The sequence below is a fragment of the Hyphococcus sp. genome (genome assembly GCF_041986965.1).
Classification (GTDB): Bacteria; Pseudomonadota; Alphaproteobacteria; order Caulobacterales; family Parvularculaceae; genus Hyphococcus.
Genome location: NZ_JBHIXB010000001.1, coordinates 1,804,020 through 1,826,070, shown reverse-complemented (window position 1 = coordinate 1,826,070; position 22,051 = coordinate 1,804,020). Strand labels below are relative to the sequence as shown.

Genomic DNA, 22,051 nt, shown 5'->3' with positions numbered 1-22,051 from the left:
CGCTGATGCGGGACTTTTTTCTGTTAATGGTTCCGGCGATTACCAACCGCAGGAGCGGTCCCGGTTCTGTTCTCGCAACCAGACCATCAGGGGTTCAAAATACTCAAGCACCGCTTCGCCATCGATCTCGCGCACGCCCGTAAAGGCTTCGAGCGCATCAGGCCAGGGCTGCGATGCGCCCATTTCCATCATCGCATTGAATTTTTCGCCCACCTCTTTCGATCCATAGATCGAGCAACGATGCAACGGGCCTTCCCAGCCGGCTTGTTCACAAGCCGCCTTATGGAACTGAAACTGGAGGATCCGTGCAATATAATAGCGTTCATAAGAGACATTGGCCGGAATGTGATATTTGGCCCCCGGATCGAAATACCGGCCGCCCCGATCGACAGGCGGGCGAATACCCTGATATCGAGTTCTAAGCTCCCACCAGCCATCGTTATAGGTTTCGGGCGTCAGCTCACCGGAAAACACCTGCCAACGCCATTTATCCATGATCAGGCCGAAAGGCAGAAAAGCCACCCTGTCGAGCGCCTGCGCCATCAATAGGCCAATGTCTTTTGAAGCGTCGGGCTCATCCTCCAGCAAGCCAATTTCCGTCAAATAGCTGGGTGTAATCGACAGCGCGACAAAATCGCCAATCGCTTCGTGAAAACCGCCATTGGCGCCGTCCTGATAAATCGGAGACTGGTCTTTATAAGCCCGCTGATAGACATTGTGACCAAGTTCGTGATGAACGGTCTGGAAGTCGTCGGCATTGACCTTGGTGCACATCTTGATGCGCAGATCGTCCCTGGCGTCGATATTCCAGGCAGACGCATGGCAGACGACTTCACGGTCCCGAGGTTTGGTGATCTGAGAACGCTCCCAGAATGTATCGGGCATCGGTTCGATGCCCAAGGACGTAAAAAACTGTTCCCCCGCCTTGACCATTTTCACTGCGTCATAGCCGTTCGAAACAAGCAACTGTGTTAGATCATAGCCGGGATCGGCGTTGCCCGGCGCGACCATGTCATAAATATTGCTCCAGCTTTGCGCCCACATATTTCCAAGCAGATCAGCACGGATCGGCTGGTCGAGCGGCACGATGTCATCGCCATAACGCTCATTCAACTTCGCGCGAACATGGCAATGCATCTCATCGTAAAGCGGCTTTACCTGAGCCCAAAGCCTGTCAGCCTCCGCCTCGAACTCCGCCGGCGTCATATCATATTGCGAGCGCCATTTGGCGCCTGCGTCGGCAAACCCTAATTCTGCAGCCCCCTCATTGGCGATCTCAACCATTCGGGCGTAATCATCCCGCATAGTTGCGCCGGCATCGTTCTCAGCGACGGTAATCTCGCGCCACTTGGTCCATATTTCCTGGAGTTTTTGCGGATCGCGAACCGTTCCCATCATCTCTTCGAGATCGACGCCCGGCTTCATTTCACCATCGAGATCAATTTTTCCCGTCGCATAGGTGGAGATCATGCGCGTATTGATTTCCGCGAGCTGAGCTGCGGCGCCGGGCCGCTCCGGCGCAGGCAGATTTACGTTCACTTTAATTCGTTCGATCTTACGGCGCATGTCTTGAGGCAGATCGACGCCGTTAAAGCGCTTTGCTTCATTGGCGAACTTGACTCCCATTTCAGTGGATTGCGTCGCTACTTGAGTATTCAGCCATTCCGTATCGAAAGTGATATTGGTTTCATTGACCCAATTGATGCGGGAAGAATATTCACCGAACTCTTTCATCCATGTTTCAACGCGCTCGATAAAGGCCGCCGCCTCGGCAACAGTCGGCGCCGCATCTTCTGTGAGGCTAGGCGCCCGGGGTGTTGGCGTTTCTGCAGACATGTCCGGCTGCGATGCCGGGCCGCCGCAAGCCGCCGTCATTGCCAGCAATGAAACGGACGCATATACGCCAGCCATGTGGCGCGAGATATGAAGTTGCATGAAGTCACTCCTCGGAACGATGTGTGTGGAACATCATAAATAGCCTTCTTATTTAATTATAATGTATTTTTTTAATAATAAAAATCAAGCGCTTTCCCGTGTGGTTATAGAAACTGACACGCCGCAGCTGAGAACACGGCAAGCAGGGCCTGGTCGTACGCTTGGGGTCCGGCTCGTCGAGAGCGCCGCGGTCCTCCGCGAACCATCACTATTCTTCCCAGACTACAGACAAAGTGTGCGCGGCCAGCTGGCAGGCATTTTTTCCTGTTGATAGGAAGAGCGCTCACATATATCAAAGCACCACACTCTAATGAGAAGCCGATGCCAAAGAAGAACAACGCGCCCCGCCGCCAGCCGGTGTATTATATTCTGGACCAGCACCAATTACAGTGCATGGCTTCGCCGGTGCGTCAGGATATGGTGGATCATCTGAGTGCGCATGGCGTCATGTCGATCAAGGAACTTGCGGCCTCAATCGGCAAAAAGCCTTCTTCAATTTATCATCACCTGAAACTTCTTTTAGAAGCCGATCTAATCGTCGAAACAGGCTCGCGTGTTGTTAACCGGAAGCTTGAGAAACTTTACGCCACCCCATCTCGGCGGATGCGGATGAGCAAAGCACTCGAAGATCCGGAGAACAATGAAGAGCTTCGTGAAATAGTCGGCGCGCTTTGCCGTCAGACAGATCGCGACTTTTCGAGAGGCCTGGAAAACGAACAGGCCAAGCGTGGCGGACAATTTCAAAATTTGAGGTTTTTTCGGCTCGTCAATCGGCCTACGCCCCAGTCACTTCGGCAAATAAATAAGAAACTTGACGAGATAGCCGAGATTTTATGGAGCGACCCGGATCCGAACAGTCCACTCGTCGCTTTAACCTGGATACTCGCCCCCAAAGACACGGACGAGGCTGAGTAAAGTCGCCTCGAGCTGGAGGCCTTTATCTATTCCACGCCACAGGCCGCTTTCTATTACTGGCGCATACAGCAGCCTTCAGTGAAAATTTTCACAATTGATTTTGGCGGGGAGCCTGACCCCATGCGTCTTAAGTATTTTAGGCAAGACCGCATAGCATGAACCCGCTCAATGCCATCATCCATGGAAATACATGACTGCGACTGCGTCGTCATCGGCGCTGGCGCCGTCGGGCTTGCCTGCGCAGCCGAACTTGCGCGCGCAGGCCGAGAGGTCCTTGTTCTTGAAAAGAATAAAATGATCGGGGGCGAAACCTCTTCCAGAAATAGCGAAGTTATTCATGCCGGCATTTATTACCCGCCACAATCACTCAAAGCGCGGACATGCATCGCCGGGCGCCGCATGCTCCTAGACTATCTGAAGGCGCGGCATATTGAAAACCGTATGTGCGGAAAATTGATCGTTGCGAATGATGGCAGAGAGGTCGACGGATTAAAAAAACTCGAGGCGAACGCCAACGCATCTGGCTTGACGAACCTTACCTGGCTTGAGGGAAATGACATTGGGAAAGCGGAACCCGCCCTCACCGCCAAGGCCGCATTATTCTCCCCCGGTACAGGTATTTTCGACAGCCATCATTACATGACTTCGTTAAGAGGCGACTTTGAGGATCATGGCGGGGTAATCGCTTTTGAAACAACGGTGTGCGGCGGTGCAGTCGAGGACAATAAGGTCATGGTGTTCGTCGCGGGCGCGGAGACAACACGCTTGTGCTGCGCCACTGTTATCAATGCGGCCGGTCTTTATGCCCCTGCGATCGCCAGAAGTATTGCAGGCGTAGATGCAGGGTCGATACCCCGGCAATATCTCGCCAAGGGGTCATATTTCTCTTCCTCCGCCCGCGCGCCATTTTCTCATCTTATATACCCTGCGCCTGCTGACGGCGGCCTTGGCGTTCACCTGACTCTTGATCTTGCAGGACGGATGAGGTTTGGCCCGGATGTAGAGTGGCTTGACGATGATAATCCGTCCACGATTGATTGGACTGTCGACCCTGCTCGCGCCAATGGCTTTTACGCAGCTATTCGCAAATACTGGCCCGGCCTTCCGGATGGCGCTTTGACGCCCGATTATGCGGGCGCACGGCCCAAGCTCAGCCCAAGGGGAGCGCCGCCGGCCGACTTCCGGATCGACGGCGAAGCAGAGCATGGCGTTCGAGGACTGATCAATCTGTTCGGCATTGAAAGCCCGGGGCTCACAGCGTCACTCGCCTTGGCGAAAATTGTCCTCAGAGAAACTCTTGTTACACTGTAAGCATTTGATCTCGTTAAGCCTGAGGCGTACTATCAGCTTGCTGTTATGAGCTGGCAGAGTGCGCCAGGATAGGCTGAAGAGTGCATGGCGGAGCGAGACCAACGCAACGACACCAAGACGGCTCCCGCCACGACGACAGACGCGTCAGGCGATCAAGATCTGGAAGCTGTTTTCCTCGACTGCCGGCCAGAGTTGAAAACATTTATTCAGCGGCGGATTGACGATCCGCATATGGCGGATGATCTCGTCCAGGACGTCTATATAAGAGCGGCGCGGTCGGAGATTTCCGGCAAGGCGCGGCAGCCGCGGGCGCTTTTGTTTTCTATCGCGCTAAATCTCGTTCGCGATCTCTATCGGCGGAAGAAAGTCCGGCGGCAGGCCCAGATTGATCGCGTTGACTGGGTGCTGGGCGAACCGGCTGAAACGCCTGAGGATGCGCTGATCAGAGGCGCCGAGAGTGAAAAGGTGAGAGCTGTATTTCAGGCGGCGACAGAACGGGAACAGGCGGTGTTTGTGATGCATTGGCAGCAAGGGCTGGTGTATGCGGAAATCGCGAAAAGATTGAATGTCTCCATACGAACGGTTGAACGCGACATGAGCCGTATCGTTAAACGAATGTTGCTGGAACTCGAGAGTTAACCCGGGATGATGTTCAGACAAATACAACGCTGGAAATGGCAAAGACGACTGGCTGCTATCGCAAAGGATTTTGCGTTGGAAGGCGGGTTTGAAAATGACACCTTTGGTCCACCGGCTGAGATCAGCCGGCTGAAGTCCATCCTAAGTGATATGGATCCCTTACCCGCGCCTGCCGCCTATATAGAAAGCCGCGCTCGCTCGCGCGCTTCCCGCGAAGCAGCTCCCTTAAATCTGTCGTTTTCCCGGCGGCGATTCGCTCTCCTGACAGGCGTCGGCGCGATCGCAGCGGCCGCTATCGGGGCAGTCTTGCTGATACCGCCGGCGGCGATCGAATACGCCACACCCATTGGACAGACCACCACAATCGCACTGGAAGATGGAAGCCAGCTATTTTTAAGCGGAAACAGCTCGGCGACGGTGCGCTTCGCCCCAAAAACGAGAGAAATCACGCTCGTATCAGGCGAGGCTTCTTTCAAGGTCGCCCATGATGCGGCGCGCCCGTTCTCGGTTGAGGCCCGGCACGTCCAGATTGTCGCCGTCGGCACGGAATTTTATGTGTCTCGCCGAAACGGCGTTGAAGTGGATGTTCTTGAAGGGCGCGTTCTTGTTCAGGCGCCGCAAGACGATGTCAAAGCTGTTCCCGTTTCAGCCGGCGGCAAAGCTGTCGCCAACCTGGAGACCGGCGCCATTACCCTCTCCGCCGCCGAAACAACACGAATCAGATCCCTGCAACAAGGAAGACTCTATTTCGACAATACCCCGCTGGCGGAAGCGTTCGAGGAATTTGAACCTTTCTCCCCAGTCCGGGCTCGTTTTACTGACGCCAGTCTGTCCCAACTTACTGTTAGCGGCGCCTTTGAAATCAGCGGCATTGAGGATTTTATTTTATCGTTGGAACAGTTGACCAATTCCAAAGTCAGACGCAACGGCAATAATATTACCATCAGCCCCACGCCATAGCGCTCCCGGCCGAGGGAGCTTAGCCTCCGGTTTTGGAATCATTGCGTTAGTAGCCCATCTTTTTCTATGACTCTCCGGATCTCGGCGTGGCGTTTACGATCTATCGGGAAGTGCCAGAAGAGGACGGCGCCCACGATATAAAGCGGCGCCGGCGCCACGAGATACAATGCACGGATTACCGGTGCGAGACTGTCGCGACTGACGGAAGGATCATCAAAACCGAAGAATGCGAGCAAGGGCAACCCCAAACCAATTGCAAAGGCATGCACGAGCTTTTGCATGAGGCTCCATGTTGCGAAATGCAGACCATATCGCATCCGACCTTTTTGCACAGCGTCATAATCGACAGCATCCGCGATAACAGCGGCAGGCAAGACCAGATATCCGGCCGCGGCGAGGCCGACGAAAAATTCGATAAGAACAAACCTCCATCCCTCGCCCGGGCCCAGAGGAACCGCAAAGATCATCAGGATTGAAACCGCCAGAACCAGAGACGCAGAAACGCTTTTATGTTTTCCAATCTTCTTGCTGATGGCAACCCATGCAGGCGTGCCGAGGATCACACCGCTAAAGGCTGCGAATAGAACATACCCGACCACTTCTGGCTGTTTCAGAACATAGGTGGCGTAATAAACGGTCATCGCGTTCTGAACGCCTTTCGCCAGCCCCATGCAAATGTAAGAAACCAGAACCAGAATAAATGGCCCTGTGAAGTTTGCGGACCGGAGACGAGCAATCAACCCTTCCCGCAATGATGGCTGAAACGAATCCGCTGGACGGTCTGGGAACGAAGCGGAAGCAATTAAAACTGTAACCGGCATGGCGAGCATGACAGCGCCCCCGATCATCGCCATCACAAAACGGTCTATGGAATCGTGACCAAAAAATACAGCGGCAATAATCGGTATGCTTGCAGCGCAGACGATTCCGATATTTGTAAATGTCTCTCGCGTGCCAGAGAGCACAGCGCGACGGTCATAGTTTGTAATCGTTTCTGCACCCCAGGCCTGATAAGGAATTTGTATGCAGGTCCATCCAAGAAAGACAGTTGTTGTCGCAAAAAAAAGATAAAGAACTCCCGCCTCTTCCGGCGGCATAAACATCATCCAGGCGCCGGTTATGAAAATCGGAACGCCGATTAACATCCAGGTGCGTCGCCGTCCTATTTTCAGCCGAGTGCGATCCGATATCCAGCCGACAAGCGGATCAGTGACGACATCAAGCAGCCGGGAATACAGGAGAATCATCCCAACGAGGCCCGCCGAAATGCCAATTACGTCATTATAAAAAAATGGAAGAAAAGCGTTGACCGGTATCAACATGACCGCCAGCGGCAAGGCTGGCGTACTATAGGCCAAAATACGCGCAATCCCCGGCGAATAGCCAGTGGATAACTGTTCTGTTTTCATGCTGCGGTTCCGTTAAAGCCGCCGCCAGCGTTTCCACCAGCGACGGCCCAGGGAGGAGTTTTAGAAACGCCCTGTAAGGGACACGCCAAAGGTTCTCGGCGCGCCATACCATGTTGCGGTTCCGTAAAAGCCTGCGCTCCTGAGTATATTCACAGCATAGGCTTTGTCGGTGATGTTCCTCGCCCACAAGTCGACAGTCACATTGCCTCCCGGCAATGTGTAGCCAATTTTACCTGAAAGCGTGGCGAATCCGTCCTGCGAACGCGATGTGTAATTGAACTCATCGAAATAGACTTTCGATTGATAGCTCACATCGCCGCGGATCAGCAAAGCGCTTTCATCGCCGAGATCCCACTTATATTCCGCTCCAGCGGATAGCTGCAGCTCCGGCGCTCTCGAAAGACGATTCCCCGCCAGGTCGATCACTGTCGCTGGCATGGCGCTGTCCGGATCGGTGGTCAGGAATTCTCCAAACTCCGCATCAAGCCATGACGCATTCAGATTAAGTGCAAACGCATCTGTCGGATTCAAATTGAACTGACCTTCGACGCCTTTAATATCGGCTTTCGCAGCGTTGGAAACGCCGCTGATAACGCCGCTAACGAGTGCACGAACCTGAAGGTCGCTATAATCGTAATAGAAACCCGTCAGGTTGGCGGTAAACAATCCGTCCCCCCAGACGGAACGCAAGCCCGTTTCATAGCTGTTGATCTTTTCTGGATCGAAACCAGGGACAGCCGTTGACGTTGCGTTGAACCCGCCTGACTTAAATCCTTTTGTGTAAGACGCATACAGCATGACATTATCTGTTGGCGTATATTCGAGCGCAACGCGGGGCGTAAAGGCGCTCCAGTCTTCGGAAGCCGAGTTGAAAGCGCTTGGCGGGTCGCCGGCCGTACGAACCATCGCCTCCTTGTCTTCACCGCTCCAACGGGCGCCAACCGTCAATCCGAGCTGATCCGCCAAACGGAACGTCGCCTGACCGAACACCGCATAGGCGTTCACGGTCGTGAAACCGTTCGGGACCACTCGGGTTGATGGAAGAATATTGATATCGAACAGCGTCGAGGCGTCCTCATTCAGATAGAACCCGCCAACCAGCCAGTCGAAATTTTCACCGCCGCCATAAATTTGCAACTCTTGCGTGATCATATCGGAGTCTTCTGTCTCCGGGTCGACGAAAGAGTGCGCGTTATCGCTGGCGTCAAGGTCAAGCGACAGTTGGAATTCACTATGACGAAGCGCTGTGATCGACTTCACATTGACGCCGCCAAGCGCCAACTCCCCGGTCGCGCTGACGCCATAGGCCTTGGTGTAAGTGCGCGCCGGATAATCCTTGCTGACCATATATGGATCGTCAAAAAATGTCGCACCTGCTGAACCGCCTCCTGGCTCCGTGACGCGGAACCCCTGCCCTCGCGTGCTGTCCTCGCGGCTGTAATCGCCGGCGATCAGCATTGAGAAGTTATCGGACGGCTCGAACAACACCTGTCCGCGAAAACCCCAAATATCCTGTCCGTCGAGCGTGCCTCCATCAAACGCATTATCCGTGAACCCGTCACGCTTCGCCCTGAAGCCAGTCAACCGGATGGACACGTCCTCTGTAATAGGCCCGCTGACTGTCGCATCACCGCGAAGCTGATCGTAATTGCCATATGTGAATCTGGCGGATGCTTCAAACTCGTCTGTCGGCTTTGCCGAAATGATATTGAGGACACCGCCGGTGGCGTTTCGGCCGTAAAGCGTTCCTTGGGGACCTTTCAGAATCTCGACGCGCTCAACATCGAAGAATTCCTGATAGGCGGACATGGGGCGCGTCAGATAAACGCCGTCAAGGTGAACAGCAACACTGGAATCCGACCCAATAGTCAGCGTACCATTGCCGATGCCTCGGATGTACGGTTGTCCAAAGACAACATTCGACCCCATGGTAAAACCCGGCGTTCTAAACTGAAGATCCTGAACATTTTGAATGCCCTGATTATCGAGATCTTCGGCGCTGAATGCCTGAACCGAAAGCGCAACATCCTGCAGATCCTGCTCCTTCTTTTGCGCCGTCACGACAATCGTATCGCGCCTCGACGATCCGCCGGAAGCGCTCGTCGCGCCGCCACCGCCGCCGCTTTGTCCTTGCATGAAAGACGCTTTGCGCACCACTGCCGTGCGCTCATTCACCATGGAGAACTCGAGGCCCGTACCACGCAGCGCTTGATCAAGCGCGCCAGACGCGGAATCAGTCTCAAGAACCGCGTTGGTGACAATGCCGTTTATATCATTGTTGGCGTAGAGGATTTGCAACCCGGACCGGCTTGATATCCCATCGAGCGTCGACGACACGTCCTGAGAAGGAAAGGCATATTTCTTTTCCTCCTCGGCCAACGCCGATTGCCCATAGGCGACCGCCAGCATGACTGAACCAGCCAATAATCGCTTCTTGAATGTTGAATTCATACCGACCACCCCTGCTATCGCATTATTCCAATGCATTTCACCCTCCCGCGTTACAGGCTTTAGCCTTTGTGTATATTGCTTAGACGCGCGTGGCCGCAGAACCCGACAGGGATTCCTATTAAAATTTTATTCTATTATTGAATTTGATAAAACACCAATTCCGTCGACTTCGATTTCAAGCCGGTCTCCGCGCGACAGCCACCGGTCAAGCTCAATCCCGCTGCCGTTTTCAATGCAGCCACTGGAAATTATCTCGCCTGGACAAAGGGTTTCTCCCGCACTTGCGAAACGCACGATGGATGGCCAGTCAAAAGCGGCGCCGGCGATTGTTGTTTCCGACCAACGCTCGCCATTGACGCGAATTTCAACAGCGCCGCATGAAGGTGAAAACTCGTCAGCCGTGACAATCACGGGACCGATTTTCATTCCCCCGTCGAATCCTTTTCCTTTGCAAGGGCCGACGCCAAACGGCATTTCCTGCAGCTGCGGAATGCGAGCGCTAACATCGTTCAAAATGGTGTAGCCAAAGATCGCATTTTCGGCGTCATTGTCAGTGAAATCCGCGCCACTCAAACCGATGATTGCGGCGATCTCGCATTCGAAATCAAGGTAGCGCGCAAAATCCGGCCAGGCGATTACATCGCCCGGACCGCCCAGCGCTTTATGATTGCCCCGGTAAAAGAACGGATGCTGAAAAAACAAAGGCGGAGGCTTGTCGGGAAACTCAGCCGGTTTCGGCGCGCCTAATTCGCGTTCGGCGAGCAACGCGGCGGCGCGCCGAGCACGAACATAATGCCCGGGATAGGCCGTACATAACCGTAATGCCGGCGGATTCGGCAAGGGACAGACAAGGTTGGAATATGGGTGTTGAGAAACATGGCCATCACAATCGCCTGCCGACGCCCTGTCCAGGCACCTGCGCGCTGCTTGCAACGCCTCATCTCCGCCGGAGATAAGCGTCATCATGCTTTCGAAGAAATGCGCCGGCTCTTTAATTTCCACCGCCACGGCCGCAAGGTCCGCGATCCCGCCCGAAGCCGTCAAGGCGCCCAGCCTGATCCGCCCATCCGTCGATCTGAATTGCGCCAGCCTCATTTCTTTTCGGCTGACCAGGTGAAAACAGAATTCACAATCCTGCTGCGAAACCTCCAACCGGGACCGTAACGCTCCAGGTCATCTTTATAATCCGCCACGACGATCAGAAAAGGAGAACCACCGTCTTCAGGGCCACGCATACCGAAACCCGCCGACCTGACTTCCATGTGATCGGAATTTTTCAGGCGCACCGTAACATTCCCGATGATATGACGGCTCGCGAATGGTCTTTCGCCCCGCCATCGCGCAAGAATTTCATCGCGCCCTCGCAACACTTGTCGCCCCTTCGGGGCCTCCAGTGACGGCAGGTCAAAAACAGCGTCCGGCGCGAACATCCGCTCCAGACTATCGCAATCGCCGGCGTCCACCGCAGTGGCGAATGCCGTGAGAAGCATCGTCGCCTGATGGAACGCTTCGATATCAGCGTTCAAAGACAAGCTCATACCTGACCCGCATCGCTGGCGAGTTCCGCTGTCGTTACGCCAAGCATTTTTCCTGTCTCTTCCAATAAGCGCCAAGCGCCATCCGAAAGCTCAAACCCTTCGACCAGGCGCATTTTTCGCGCCGCCGCCTCCGGTTCCCCCGGCGACAGGACTTTGTCTTGTCCTTCGATGGGCCGTGTCGCTTCAAGCCAGCCAAGGAGCGCGTCAGCTTCCTGTTCAAGTCGATCAGCAGGCAAGAACCGTGATGGATCAATCACGATGCTGAGCATGTTGTTGATAATCTTATTTGGCGCCTGCCGGTTTGGAAGACAGGCATTGCCTGCAAGGGCGCCGCCCAGAAGTTCGCACATCACCGAAAGCGCGTAGCCCTTATGGCCGGCCATGGGCAACAGCGCGCCGAGCGGCGCTTCAAACAGTCTGGCGGCGTCCGTTGTTGGGGCGCCTGTTGCATCACACAATGCGCCTTCCGGCGCGGGCCGGCCCGCCTCATAGGCGAGCCTTACTTTTCCGGCTGCAAAAGCGGACGTCGCAAAGTCGCATATGACAGGCGCACGCGCACCCATGCGCGGAAACCCCACACAGACGGGGTTAGTGGTCAACCGGGCTTCACGCCCCCAATGTGGCGCGACAAGAGATCGTGAAATAGCGCCAACAAAATGCACCGACACCAGACCTTCTCCAGCGCATTGCTCCCCCCAGGCGCCAATCCTGCCGAGGTGAAAGGAGTTTGCGATAGAAGCAACGCACACACCTTCCGTCTTTGCGATTTCGCATGCCGCTCTCATCGCTTCGCGGCCGACACGCTGTCCCAGCCCCTGATTTCCGTCGACGATTAAAATCGCACCTTGCCGACTGGAGTGAAGCTCAGCATTCAAACACAGATGCCCCGCACGCGCCGAGTTTGCATACATATAAAGAACGCCGATTCCGTGGCTGTCATGCCCGGCGAGATTGGCGTCCGTAAGCCCTTCCGCGCCGATCTGCGCTTCATCTTCATCGGCGCCCATGGCGGCGAGAATCCGTTTTGCAACAGCAATCGAGGCGGCTTTCGTCAGGCGCACAGCGGTCTCATCGATAACTCATCTGGTCTTAAGACGCATATCAACGCCAAACCCGACAGCAAGCGCCGGAAATGATTTTGTCAGGTCAGCTCGCAACCGCAGCGACAGCAAGATCAAGCAACGATTGGTGAATTTCTGCGTAAGCGAGATCGACCGTATTGATCATCAGCGACACAGCGAGATCATATCTGGGGAGATATTCGGTCTTTGCGATATATCCAAGCATATACCCGCCGTGAAAAAGACGGTCACCGAATTTCGGATCCTTGATGAACTGCAACGCAAGCCCGTATTCCGCACCCAAGGCGTCTACCGCTTCAGCGCGGCGAGATGCGTGCATTTCGGCAAGATACGAACCCTTCATCGCCGCTCCAGAGAAATACAGCTTCCCCCAGCGCGCGAGGTCTCCGGCCACCCCGACATAGCCGCCCCCGCCCCATTCGAATTCCGGGTCGTAAACGAACCCGTCATCATTGGCGGATTTTAACGGAAGCCCGCCAAACTGCTGCGCAACAGCTTCCGGCAAATATCCCGGCGCAACGCCCGCCATAGTCTTGCGTTGCGCTTCAATACTCGAAAGCTGAAACGGCTTCAGAAAGCCTTTCCTCACCTGCGCCTCAATTGATGCGCCTGCTGCGGTTTCCGCCACCATCGCGGCAAGAACATAATTGACGTCGGTATAGTGAAACCCTTCTCCCGCCGGAAATTCAGCCGCAGCCCCGGAAAGCGCGGCGGCGTAATCATCATGGGTCACCCCGAGCGCCGCAAGCGTCGTTCTTTCATCTATCGTTTGCTTGAGTTTTGCGAGGAGGTCCGGACGGTCTATGTAATCATATGGTGCGCCGGTTGAATGATTAAGCAGCATTCGAACGGTAATCGCATCGGCGTTCGGCCATGTTGGATACCATGGGCGGTCGCCCAGATAGGTGTGAACCTTGTCATCAAGCCGCAACACGCCATCCTGAACCAGGGCCAGAATAGCGGCTGCGATAAAGGTTTTTCCAATGCTGCCCATTGGCATGCGATGCCCGGGCTTCATCGCTATGGACTTCTCGACATCAGCAAACCCCGTCGCCGCCTCAAGCATCGAACCGTCAGGCAGAAGGATGGCGGCGCTGGCGCCCGGAAATCCATGCTTTGCCTTTTGCGCATCGAGCGCCGTCTGCATTGCGGCTGCAAGCTCGCGATGCGACTGCGCAGGGGCCTGAACATCCTTGCCGCGGCCTGAGACGGAGGCGCAGGCGGCGGGAAACACCGCCGCCGCCATCAGCCTGCGCAGAAACTGGGCCCGGTTCACGCCCCTGTTCCCGCTTCCGCATCCCAGATCATTTGCAAAACTTTCCAGCCGTCATGCGCGCGCACAAGTTGCAGACAGTTCACGCCGCTCCACTCTTCCGGCTGCGCGCCGCGGTTCAACCAGGCATGAAACCCGCTTCTGACATCAGCAACATCGCCGTAAACTTGGGCTTCATGGCTGATTTCTTCCTCACGAAAATCGAATTTGGCGAATAGCGCCCCGGCGCCCGCAATATACTCATCGACCGACATGATGACGCAACGTTGATCGCCGCTCCCTGTCTGCGCCGGCTGGCCACGGTCGGCGCGTCCATTCACCCGAATCAGCCTCGCCTGAGGGTGATAGGCGCTGCGAAACCGTTCCCAATCACGCTGACCGGCCGGGCCTGAAATCACGTCATACATGTCGCGCATCAACGGCAGAAACTCATCAGTTTTCATACAGGTGTCCTTGTTCCGGGAAGATACGAATGCAGCCATGACAGCAGAGGCGCACAACCCATGAGAGAGAGCTTTAGAAAAGGATTGCAACACCTCTGCGCCACGACGCCTACCAGATTTGCACGCGCTCTTCTGGAGGCAGGTATAGAGCATCCTCCGGCTTCACATTGAACGCTTCATACCAGGCGTCCATGTTTCGAACGATGCCGTTAACCCGATATTCCGCCGGGCTATGAGGGTCGGCAACCATCCGCCACTTCATATCTTCTGCGCGATATTTGCGTTTCCAGATTTGCGCATAACCGAGGAAGAACCGTTGATCGCCCGTATATCCATTCAGTATTGGCGCTTCTTTACCACCTAGCGACTTCCGGTATGCGTAATACGCAACCGCCATGCCTCCGATATCGCCCACATTCTCGCCCATCGTCAGCGCAGGGTCGATTTTCATACCGGGAACCGGCTCATACTCGGCGAACTGTTCTCCGAGACGGTCTGTTAGCTCCGTAAACCTTTGCTCGTCGCCCGCCGTCCACCAGTTACGCAGTCGACCGTCGCCATCAGACTTGCGTCCCTGATCGTCAAATCCATGACCGATCTCATGACCGATTACCGCGCCAATGCCGCCATAATTAACAGCCGGATCTGCTTCTGGATCGAAAAATGGCGGCTGAAGGATGGCAGCCGGAAAATAGATTCCGTTTCGCGGCGGACTATAATAAGCATTGACGACGTCCGGCGTCATGCCCCATTCATTTGCAGCATCCACGGGCTTGCCCAGCCTATTGGCGTAGTATCGCCAGTCCGCTTCATTTGCGCGTTTCAAATTCTCTAACGCATCATTCGAACTGACTTCCAGCGCGGAATAATCTCGCCACTTCTCCGGGCCTCCAATAAACGGCCGAAATTTCTGCAACTTATCCTTTGCTTCAACCTTCGTCTCTTCTGACATCCACTCGAGCCCATCGATTCTTTCATCAAAGGCATCGATAACATTATCAATCAACGTATTCATTTGCTGCTTGGCCTGAGGTGGAAAATATTTTGTCACATAAATCTCGCCGACCGCCTCGCCGAGGGCGCCGCTGACGGCTTCAATCGCCCGCTTGCGGCGGTCCTTTTGCTCCTGCTGACCTGACAATGTCGTGCCGTAAAATTGAAATACCGCGTCATCAATCTCACTGGGAAGCACGCTTGTATGAGCGATGAGATAGTGAAATTTCAGGTACTCGCGCCAAGTCTCTACGGGTGTTTGACGAAACAGCTCACCAAGAGTCTGTATTGCGTCAGACTCGTTCAGGACAAACTCATCCTGCCCTTCAATGCCAGCTGAAGCGAACAAGACCGCCCACGGGAACTCGGCGTATTGCGTCTCCAGCTCCTCTTTAGACACAAGGTTATAAGTCAGATTGGGGTCGCGTTGCTTTGAAATAGGCCAGTGAATAGCCGCAATCCTGGTTTCAAGGTCAAGCAGAACACTTTCCGCGTCTGCAAGTTTTCGTGCGCCCGCAAGGTCAAGCACCCGTCCGATAGTGTTTCGATATTGAGCTTTTTGAGACGCGTAGCGATCCTCCAGATAATATTCCCGGCCCGGCATGCCGAGCCCGGACTGGGTGACATGCACCAGATACCGGTCAGGCTGTTTCTGATCGATATAGACATATGGCGTGATCGGGGACGCCGACAAAAGACCGGGCCGCGTAAATGCGGCCGCCACATCCTCATGTGTCTGCAAGGCGTCAAAATAGGCCAGATCATTCGCGAACGCCTCGGCGCCACGGGCGTCTATGGCGCCCTGATCCAGGAAGGCCTCGTAATAATCGGCGATCTTGCGTTCGTTTACGGTCGGATTTTTAGCGTTGCGCGCCGAATCGATAATTTCGCCCAACCTGGCTTCCGAACGCTCTAACAGCATCGTGAACGAGCCATAATTCGAATATTCAGCGGGAATCTCAAAACTGTCCAGCCAATCGCCATTGGCGTACTGAAAAAAGTCATCCCCGGGTTTCACGCTCTCCTGCTGATATTGAAGATCCACACCCCATTGGCCGATTTCAGCACCGGCCGTGGCCGCCTCAACACCCGCGGCCTTGTTATTAGGCACGGTCACGCCTGGCCCATCGCAGGCGCTGACAATGAGCGCAACGCCGGCGAGCCAGGCGCTCTTGCGGAGATGATTTTTCATGTACTTGGTCTCTCTTCTCGCTCTGAAGCGTGCACTGGCAAGTGCTTGCCCGCAGCCAATATCCCCCGTCCCAGCTTTCGATTATGTCAGCATGGTTGATTATTCTTATTCATTTTTTTATTATTTTTTCAAGAGTAATTCGATGAAACGAGATATTTGCATGATGAAATCCTGCCTGCGTCTTTTCCTGATCTGCATATCCGTCGCGGTAACGACAAGCCCGGTTTACGCCCAGAAAACGATCGCCTTTACCCGCGTAAATATTGTCTCGGTTGAAAACGGGGAAATCATAGCGGGGCAAACGGTCGTCATCTCAGACGGACGGATCGTCGCTGTCGGTCCCACCGGTGGAACTGCAACGCCCCAATCCGCCACGATTATCGATGGCGCCGGCCAATATCTCATGCCCGGACTGGCCGAAATGCATGGCCATATTCCTGGCAACAATAGTTCATGGCCGGCGGAAGACGTTCTGTTCCTCTATGTCTCCCAGGGAATTACAACCGTCAGGGGCATGCTCGGCGCAGAAGGCCAGCTCGAGCTTCGCGAAAAAGCTGCAAAAGGCGAGATTATCTCTCCCACCCTCTATTTAGCCGCCCCTGCCCTTGGCGGGCATAATGTGGAAAGCCCGGAAGACGCCCGCGCAAAGGTCAAACAATACGCACAGGAAGGTTGGGACCTGTTAAAGGTTCACGAAGGGCTCAGCGCCGAAGCTTATGATGCGATCGCAGAGGCGGCGAATGAAGTTGGCCTTCCTTTCGCCGGCCATGTGACGGACAAGGTCACTCTTCAACACGCACTCGACAAGGGCCAGCGGACCATTGAGCACATGGATAACTACCTCGCATTTATCGGCGCGGAAGAAACGGCAGTGACCATAGCCCAGCTTCAGCAGGCTGTTGACATTACGCTAAAGGCTGGCGCAGGGATTGTCCCCACCCTCGCCCTCTTCGAACATTATGAAACATCTCCTGATGTGCTGGCGTCTTACGGTGAGCTTCGCTATGCGCCGCAGGACGTCACCGACAACTGGGCGAAGATAAGCAAGCAAGAATACGAACAGAATGCTGAGAACATGCAAGAAATTGTGCTGTTTCTTGAAAATCAGCGAAAGTTGTTAAACGCCTTGTCCAAAGACGGCGTTGAGATACTGCTCGGCTCTGATGCGCCCCAAGTCTATTCCGTTCCGGGCTTTTCTCTCCATCGTGAAATGGCGAGCATGGAAAATGCCGGAATGAATCGCAAAGACATTCTCTATTCGGGAACGGGAGCGGCAGGCGCCTATTTCGCTAGCGACGACACATTCAGCGTCATCGCACCCGGAGCCCGAGCTGACCTCGTGCTGCTCAGCGCCAATCCACTCGACGACCTTGCCAACACACAGCTTATCAATGGCGTTATGTTGAATGGGCGGTGGATTACAAAATCGGAAATCGCTGAGCGGTTAGAGGAGATAGCCGAACGCTATTTGAAAGACGAATAAATATCGCTTTCAAAATTCGCCTTTCTCCAGCTATTCCAAACTAAACGAGCCTTCCGCAGCGCAAACAGCCGACATATAAAAAATATCCGATGGTATCATAGGATCTTCCGCAGCGCGCTGGACAGGACGACTGGACCAATAGAAAGTTCCATCGAAGACTCTCGCGCCATCTTCGTATCCGGACTTGTTTACTGGCCCACCAAGCATGCGCGCTTCAGTCCAACGTCCATCTACACGCGTTGACGCATAAATGTCGTCACCGCCGGCGCCTGATTTCCGAATTGAACTGAACAACAGCGTGTCCGACTCTTCGATGTAAGCGCTGGGCCACGCGCCATCATCTGTGTTTATACGGCCTTCCAATTTTTCGACGATATAACCATTTGCTGCAGGCAGGGCGCGATAAAGACTCCACGGTCCATTCCTATCGGAAGAGAAGAATATCTCACCTCCCTTTCCGAAAACCGCGCAACATTCATTTTTGTCTGTATTGACGGGTGCATTCAAGAAGGCCGCCTCTCCAAAACGCCAGCCAGCCCCCTCAGTCGATACAGAAACGCTCCATATATTCCAGTTTCCTTCCGGCGCCACGTCGCTTTCCCGTGTGGATGTGAGAATCAGGCGCTTCATATCTTTCGAAAAAACTACACCCGCGTCATATCCGCCATTCGAGAATGGAAGCTTCTCGCTCCGCCACCCCGCAGCCTTTTTTGCTGCGAAATAGATTTCCGATGTAGAGAAATCAGGCGCGACGCGGGTGAATATAACCTTGTCCCCTGTCCCGGAAATCCAGTCCAAGCCTTCATGGAAGCCATCGCTCGATATTTCTCCGGGTACGAAAGTCTCAGGAGGCTCACATAAAGCACTCGGAGCCAGTTCCATCATTTCCAGAAGCATCGTTTATTCCCCTCTCCCTCTCATTGGCACGGATTTCTGGCGGCCACCTACGCGTCGCGCTCATTACCCATTCACTTTTTATTGTTTTTCTGATTTAGTAAAATGCAGAAAGTGTTGCTTGCGACCAACCGAAGTCAAACTGAGACGAAACGTTTCGGCCTCATAAACCCTTTTCGGCGCAGGCGGTGAGTTTAGCTTGGGATCAGGAGTATCCAGATGATGTTGAAGAGACTGCTCGTAGCCGCCGCCATTTCGGCAATCATAGAGCCGACGCCAGGCATGGCGGATGAGGCTTTCACTTCTATTACGAAGGAAGATCTTGCAGTTCATATTGAATTGCTGTCGTCAGACGCATTTGAAGGGCGGGCTCCGGGTACGGCAGGTGAAGAAAAAACTGTTTCTTACGTTTCCAGCCAATTTGAACGCGCTGGCGCCCAGCCCTGGAAAAGAAAAAGCTATGAACAGCCAATTCCGCTTGTAGAGGTGACCCGCAAAGACGGCGCCGTTTTCAGCGTCGAAGCGAACGGCGCCAAGGAAACCTTCAAACTTCTAGATGAATTTGTCCCATTTGCGGGCACGCCCAAAGGCGCCGCGGATCTCAAAAACGCCCGTCTTGTATTTGCCGGATACGGCGTTGATGCGCCCGAACTTGGCTGGAATGACTATCAGAATATTGATGTCGAAGGCGCGATTGTCGTCCTCATGCGGGGCGAACCGGCGCGCGAAAATGATGAAGATTTTTTCTGGGGCCGCGAACTTACGGAATACTATCACTATCAGAAGAAGTATGAGACAGCGGCTCAAAAGGGCGCTGTTGGAGCAATCTTGATTCATACAGAGGAAAGCGCGGGCTGGCCTTGGTCGCTCTTGAGCGGCGGCGGCGCAGGCTCATCCCAGTATTTTATCGACGAGGCACAATCGGAAGCATCGCTTGAAGTGTCTCTTCAAATCAGCGAACCGGCCGCCAAGCGCCTCTTTTCGCTTTACGGAAAAGACTACGATGATGTCATTCAACAAGCTAATGAATCAGCGGACGCAAGCTTCGTATTTGACGGCACAGCAGACATTCGCTTCGCTGGCCAACGCCGCAAACTTTCTTCAAGCAATGTTATCGCGAAAATACAGGGCGCATCGCAACCTGACGAGTGCGTTATTTATACCGCGCATTGGGACCATGTCGGCGTCAATACCGAGCTTGAAGGAGATCAAATCTTTAACGGCGCTCTCGACAACGCAACCGGGATTGCAGCGCTCATAGAACTGGCCGAAGCCTTCAATAAATTGCCTGAGGCTCCGCGCAGGTCAGTTTATTTCATCGCAACCGCGGTCGAAGAGAAAGGACTGCTTGGCGCGCAATATTTGGTCGATCATCCGGTTTGCGCACCGGAAAAAACGGTTGCTGTTCTCAATATCGATTCGCTCTTCCCCTTTGGTTCGTTTGAGGCGATGACTATCGTAGGATATGGTTATTCTGAAATTCAGGATGAGTTCGCAGCAGCCGTGAAGACGGTTAATCGCGTTATCCAACCGGACAGCAATCCGGAGATCGGCGGTTTCTTTCGTAATGATGCTTATCCCTTCGCCAAGGCAGGCATACCGGCGATCTATGCCGTCGGTGGACCGCTTAATGAAAAGATTGAAGATGATCCAGCGCTGCTCCAACGCTTCATCGACTATGGAACAAACAAATATCACAAACCCGCAGACGAATATGATGCGGAAACCTGGGACCTGCGCGGTGTAGAAGAAGACGTCAAGGTGTTCTTTGAGGTCGGTCGGTCACTGGCTGATAGCGAAAAATTCCCCAATTGGCGATATGATTTGCCGTTCCGCACCCTTCGCGATCGTATGATGGCGAAATGACAAGGCTTCTGACGCCCGGCGTTCCGGCGCCGGGCGGGCTATAAAGAGAGGGCGATGATGATGAAGTTTTTATCCCGCTTTCTTCTGCTCGTCAGCGCGCTTTTTATCGCAGCGTTCATAAGCGTGCTGCTGCTAAAGGTTGAAAGACCAGCCGGCGCAGCGCCCACCGATATTCAGCTCTCTCCAGTCGCAACGCTGGCTTACAACAGCGCAGCGGAAAAGGCGCTTCAACGATTTGATGCGCTGCAAAGGAGCAAGGCCTACCCTTCCATATCGGCAAGCGTCTTTATTGGCGCCAAACATGTGTGGTCCGCCAGCAAGGGATATGCAGACCTTCAATCTGCGTCACCGGCAAGCATTCAGTCCGTCTACCCGATTGGCAGTGTGTCAAAGCCTTTTACCGCAGCCTTAACAATGAAACTTGCGGAAGGCGGAGCGGTCGATCTGGATGCCCCAATCGGCATGATGGCAGACGGTCTTTCAGACGAATATGCAGCCCTGACGCTTCGCCAACTTTTGTCTCATCAGGCCGGCGTGCGCCATTACAAATTCGCCTGGAAGCCGCCTGTCTTCACTGAAAACGGACTGAATCATGAGTATGAAAGCATCCAAGACAGTCTTTCGATATTTATCCATGACCCGCTCTTGTTCCCGCCAGATGAGGGATTTGAGTATTCAACATATGGCTACACGCTTGCGAGCTATGTTCTCGAGCAGGCGACAGGAAAAACCTTCCTTAAACTACTGAATGATGAGCTTGCGGCGCCATTGTCGCTAACAACCCTTGCCGCCGACCGGCAAGGGGAAGCCATGACTGAGCGCACGAGCGATTATATCAGCGCCCTAAGGCGGCTTGCGATTTTTCCGTCACCCCAGACAAATTCCAGTTACAAATGGGCGGGCGGCGGCCTGATCGCAACACCGGAAGATCTTGCCCGCTTTGGCGCCGCATTGCTGAACAATGATTATTTGTCTGAGGCGTCATTTCTGGAAATGACGACGCCAAGAAAGACGAAAGATGGCAACAATAACCCCCAACATTATGGCCTCGGCTGGCGTAGCGGAACCATGACGTATCCGCGTGAAAGTGAAACAGCGACGCCCATAATACATCACGGCGGCACAGCCTTGGGAGCGGAATGCGCTCTTCTGCTGGCCCCAGAGCTTAATATTTCGGTCGCCGCGTGCGGCAATGCGTTCACTGGAGGATCAGGGCATGTCGTGCAACTTGCCGCCGATATTGCTCGCGATTTTACCGAAGCAGACCTTTCGAATTTTGACTCATTGATAAATGAAAATCTTCGGTAGCTTGAAGCTAATCATTCGATCAGAACAAGCTCGGAAGGATACGAAATTGGGGCTCAGGCTACGGCCAACGTCTAGTCCGATGCGTCTTTGAACTTTTCTTTCGCCGAATCCGCCGCGGAGGTGATCGCGTCGCCGGCCTTGCCAAGCATTGAATCTTCGCCGTGATGGGCGACAGCGATTTCTGTGAATACCAACGCCGCAGTAAGGATAATCGCCCCGGCGGCGACAATTCTGTTTCCAACCATTATTGATCTCCTGGAGTGCAGCGGAACATGACGCCGCTGCGCATCGCGCGAGGAGTCTCGCGCACTCAGAAGATTTGCCGACTTTCAGCGCTTGCCAAGTGGACAAAACGCCCG

General features: G+C 54.3%; 18 protein-coding genes. 7 read left to right on the top strand and 11 right to left on the bottom strand.

Annotated features, from left to right (window positions below; all coding sequences use genetic code 11):
- Positions 1 to 39: 39 nt before the first annotated feature.
- A complete protein-coding gene (locus tag ACFC5L_RS09005) occupies positions 40 to 1,935 on the bottom strand; it encodes a M2 family metallopeptidase (protein WP_375204082.1) in 1,896 nt (631 codons plus the stop codon).
- Positions 1,936 to 2,256: 321 nt separating this feature from the next.
- Here ACFC5L_RS09005 and ACFC5L_RS09000 point away from each other — a divergent pair, with 321 nt between their 5' ends.
- From ACFC5L_RS09000 to ACFC5L_RS08985, 4 genes are all read left to right on the top strand, one after another.
- Positions 2,257 to 2,850 carry a winged helix-turn-helix domain-containing protein gene (locus ACFC5L_RS09000; protein ID WP_375204083.1) on the top strand — a complete coding sequence of 198 codons (594 nt, stop codon included), beginning with the start codon at positions 2,257 to 2,259 and terminating at the stop codon, positions 2,848 to 2,850.
- 186 nt (positions 2,851 to 3,036) lie between these two features.
- Positions 3,037 to 4,161, top strand: a complete 1,125-nt coding sequence (locus ACFC5L_RS08995; protein WP_375204334.1) for an NAD(P)/FAD-dependent oxidoreductase — start codon at positions 3,037 to 3,039, stop codon at positions 4,159 to 4,161.
- A gap of 84 nt (positions 4,162 to 4,245) precedes the next feature.
- Complete coding sequence (locus tag ACFC5L_RS08990) at positions 4,246 to 4,800, top strand: RNA polymerase sigma factor (protein ID WP_375204084.1); 555 nt, start codon at positions 4,246 to 4,248, stop codon at positions 4,798 to 4,800.
- A gap of 6 nt (positions 4,801 to 4,806) precedes the next feature.
- Positions 4,807 to 5,760, top strand: a complete 954-nt coding sequence (locus ACFC5L_RS08985) for a FecR family protein (RefSeq protein WP_375204085.1) — start codon at positions 4,807 to 4,809, stop codon at positions 5,758 to 5,760.
- 38 nt (positions 5,761 to 5,798) lie between these two features.
- Here the strand turns inward: ACFC5L_RS08985 and ACFC5L_RS08980 are convergent, their stop codons facing one another.
- From ACFC5L_RS08980 to ACFC5L_RS08945, 8 genes are all read right to left on the bottom strand, one after another.
- Positions 5,799 to 7,169, bottom strand: coding sequence for an MFS transporter (locus ACFC5L_RS08980; protein WP_375204086.1), 1,371 nt, complete (start codon positions 7,167 to 7,169; stop codon positions 5,799 to 5,801).
- Between the two features lie 60 nt (positions 7,170 to 7,229).
- Positions 7,230 to 9,620, bottom strand: coding sequence for a TonB-dependent receptor domain-containing protein (locus ACFC5L_RS08975; protein ID WP_375210742.1), 2,391 nt, complete (start codon positions 9,618 to 9,620; stop codon positions 7,230 to 7,232).
- Between the two features lie 126 nt (positions 9,621 to 9,746).
- Entirely contained in the window at positions 9,747 to 10,664 is a 918-nt protein-coding gene (locus ACFC5L_RS08970; RefSeq protein ID WP_375204088.1) for a fumarylacetoacetate hydrolase family protein, read from the bottom strand.
- Between the two features lie 47 nt (positions 10,665 to 10,711).
- Entirely contained in the window at positions 10,712 to 11,158 is a 447-nt protein-coding gene (locus tag ACFC5L_RS08965; RefSeq protein ID WP_375204089.1) for a nuclear transport factor 2 family protein, read from the bottom strand.
- Entirely contained in the window at positions 11,155 to 12,219 is a 1,065-nt protein-coding gene (locus tag ACFC5L_RS08960; protein ID WP_375204090.1) for a malate/lactate/ureidoglycolate dehydrogenase, read from the bottom strand. Before ACFC5L_RS08960 ends, ACFC5L_RS08965 begins: the two co-directional genes overlap by 4 nt.
- A gap of 85 nt (positions 12,220 to 12,304) precedes the next feature.
- Positions 12,305 to 13,516 carry a serine hydrolase domain-containing protein gene (locus ACFC5L_RS08955; RefSeq protein ID WP_375204091.1) on the bottom strand — a complete coding sequence of 404 codons (1,212 nt, stop codon included), beginning with the start codon at positions 13,514 to 13,516 and terminating at the stop codon, positions 12,305 to 12,307.
- Positions 13,513 to 13,956, bottom strand: coding sequence for a hypothetical protein (locus ACFC5L_RS08950; protein ID WP_375204092.1), 444 nt, complete (start codon positions 13,954 to 13,956; stop codon positions 13,513 to 13,515). The genes ACFC5L_RS08955 and ACFC5L_RS08950 overlap by 4 nt, the downstream gene beginning before the upstream one ends.
- Before the next feature lie 109 nt (positions 13,957 to 14,065).
- The gene (locus tag ACFC5L_RS08945; RefSeq protein ID WP_375204093.1) at positions 14,066 to 16,060 is read right to left on the bottom strand and encodes a M13 family metallopeptidase; all 1,995 of its coding nucleotides are present in this window, start codon (positions 16,058 to 16,060) and stop codon (positions 14,066 to 14,068) included.
- 223 nt (positions 16,061 to 16,283) lie between these two features.
- On the opposite strand from ACFC5L_RS08945, the gene ACFC5L_RS08940 reads away from it, so the two are divergent.
- Entirely contained in the window at positions 16,284 to 17,624 is a 1,341-nt protein-coding gene (locus tag ACFC5L_RS08940; RefSeq protein ID WP_375204094.1) for an amidohydrolase family protein, read from the top strand.
- Between the two features lie 30 nt (positions 17,625 to 17,654).
- Here the strand turns inward: ACFC5L_RS08940 and ACFC5L_RS08935 are convergent, their stop codons facing one another.
- On the bottom strand, positions 17,655 to 18,521 hold the full coding sequence (locus tag ACFC5L_RS08935; protein WP_375204095.1) for a hypothetical protein: 867 nt from the start codon (positions 18,519 to 18,521) through the stop codon (positions 17,655 to 17,657).
- Between the two features lie 216 nt (positions 18,522 to 18,737).
- Between ACFC5L_RS08935 and ACFC5L_RS08930 the strand changes: the two genes are divergently transcribed.
- Together ACFC5L_RS08930 and ACFC5L_RS08925 are read left to right on the top strand one after the other, a co-directional pair.
- The gene (locus ACFC5L_RS08930; protein WP_375204096.1) at positions 18,738 to 20,384 is read left to right on the top strand and encodes a M28 family peptidase; all 1,647 of its coding nucleotides are present in this window, start codon (positions 18,738 to 18,740) and stop codon (positions 20,382 to 20,384) included.
- A 54-nt stretch (positions 20,385 to 20,438) separates the two neighbouring features.
- Positions 20,439 to 21,692 (top strand): serine hydrolase domain-containing protein, encoded by a 1,254-nt coding sequence (locus tag ACFC5L_RS08925; protein ID WP_375204097.1) that lies wholly within the window; start codon positions 20,439 to 20,441, stop codon positions 21,690 to 21,692.
- 71 nt (positions 21,693 to 21,763) lie between these two features.
- On the opposite strand, the gene ACFC5L_RS08920 is transcribed toward ACFC5L_RS08925, so the two are convergent.
- Positions 21,764 to 21,937, bottom strand: coding sequence for a hypothetical protein (locus tag ACFC5L_RS08920; RefSeq protein WP_375204098.1), 174 nt, complete (start codon positions 21,935 to 21,937; stop codon positions 21,764 to 21,766).
- Positions 21,938 to 22,051: the final 114 nt, after the last annotated feature.

What these genes read in the sequence shown, in the direction of transcription:
- ACFC5L_RS08990 (WP_375204084.1), top strand. Translation starts at nt 4,246, where the DNA reads ATGGCGGAGCGAGACCAACGCAACGACACCAAGACGGCTCCCGCCACG.
- ACFC5L_RS08950 (WP_375204092.1), bottom strand. Translation starts at nt 13,956, where the DNA reads ATGAAAACTGATGAGTTTCTGCCGTTGATGCGCGACATGTATGACGTG.
- ACFC5L_RS08930 (WP_375204096.1), top strand. Translation starts at nt 18,738, where the DNA reads ATGATGTTGAAGAGACTGCTCGTAGCCGCCGCCATTTCGGCAATCATA.
- ACFC5L_RS08985 (WP_375204085.1), top strand. Translation starts at nt 4,807, where the DNA reads ATGATGTTCAGACAAATACAACGCTGGAAATGGCAAAGACGACTGGCT.
- ACFC5L_RS08980 (WP_375204086.1), bottom strand. Translation starts at nt 7,169, where the DNA reads ATGAAAACAGAACAGTTATCCACTGGCTATTCGCCGGGGATTGCGCGT.
- ACFC5L_RS08925 (WP_375204097.1), top strand. Translation starts at nt 20,439, where the DNA reads ATGATGATGAAGTTTTTATCCCGCTTTCTTCTGCTCGTCAGCGCGCTT.
- ACFC5L_RS08920 (WP_375204098.1), bottom strand. Translation starts at nt 21,937, where the DNA reads ATGGTTGGAAACAGAATTGTCGCCGCCGGGGCGATTATCCTTACTGCG.
- ACFC5L_RS08975 (WP_375210742.1), bottom strand. Translation starts at nt 9,620, where the DNA reads ATGAATTCAACATTCAAGAAGCGATTATTGGCTGGTTCAGTCATGCTG.
- ACFC5L_RS08965 (WP_375204089.1), bottom strand. Translation starts at nt 11,158, where the DNA reads ATGAGCTTGTCTTTGAACGCTGATATCGAAGCGTTCCATCAGGCGACG.
- ACFC5L_RS09005 (WP_375204082.1), bottom strand. Translation starts at nt 1,935, where the DNA reads ATGCAACTTCATATCTCGCGCCACATGGCTGGCGTATATGCGTCCGTT.
- ACFC5L_RS08940 (WP_375204094.1), top strand. Translation starts at nt 16,284, where the DNA reads ATGAAACGAGATATTTGCATGATGAAATCCTGCCTGCGTCTTTTCCTG.
- ACFC5L_RS08935 (WP_375204095.1), bottom strand. Translation starts at nt 18,521, where the DNA reads ATGCTTCTGGAAATGATGGAACTGGCTCCGAGTGCTTTATGTGAGCCT.
- ACFC5L_RS09000 (WP_375204083.1), top strand. Translation starts at nt 2,257, where the DNA reads ATGCCAAAGAAGAACAACGCGCCCCGCCGCCAGCCGGTGTATTATATT.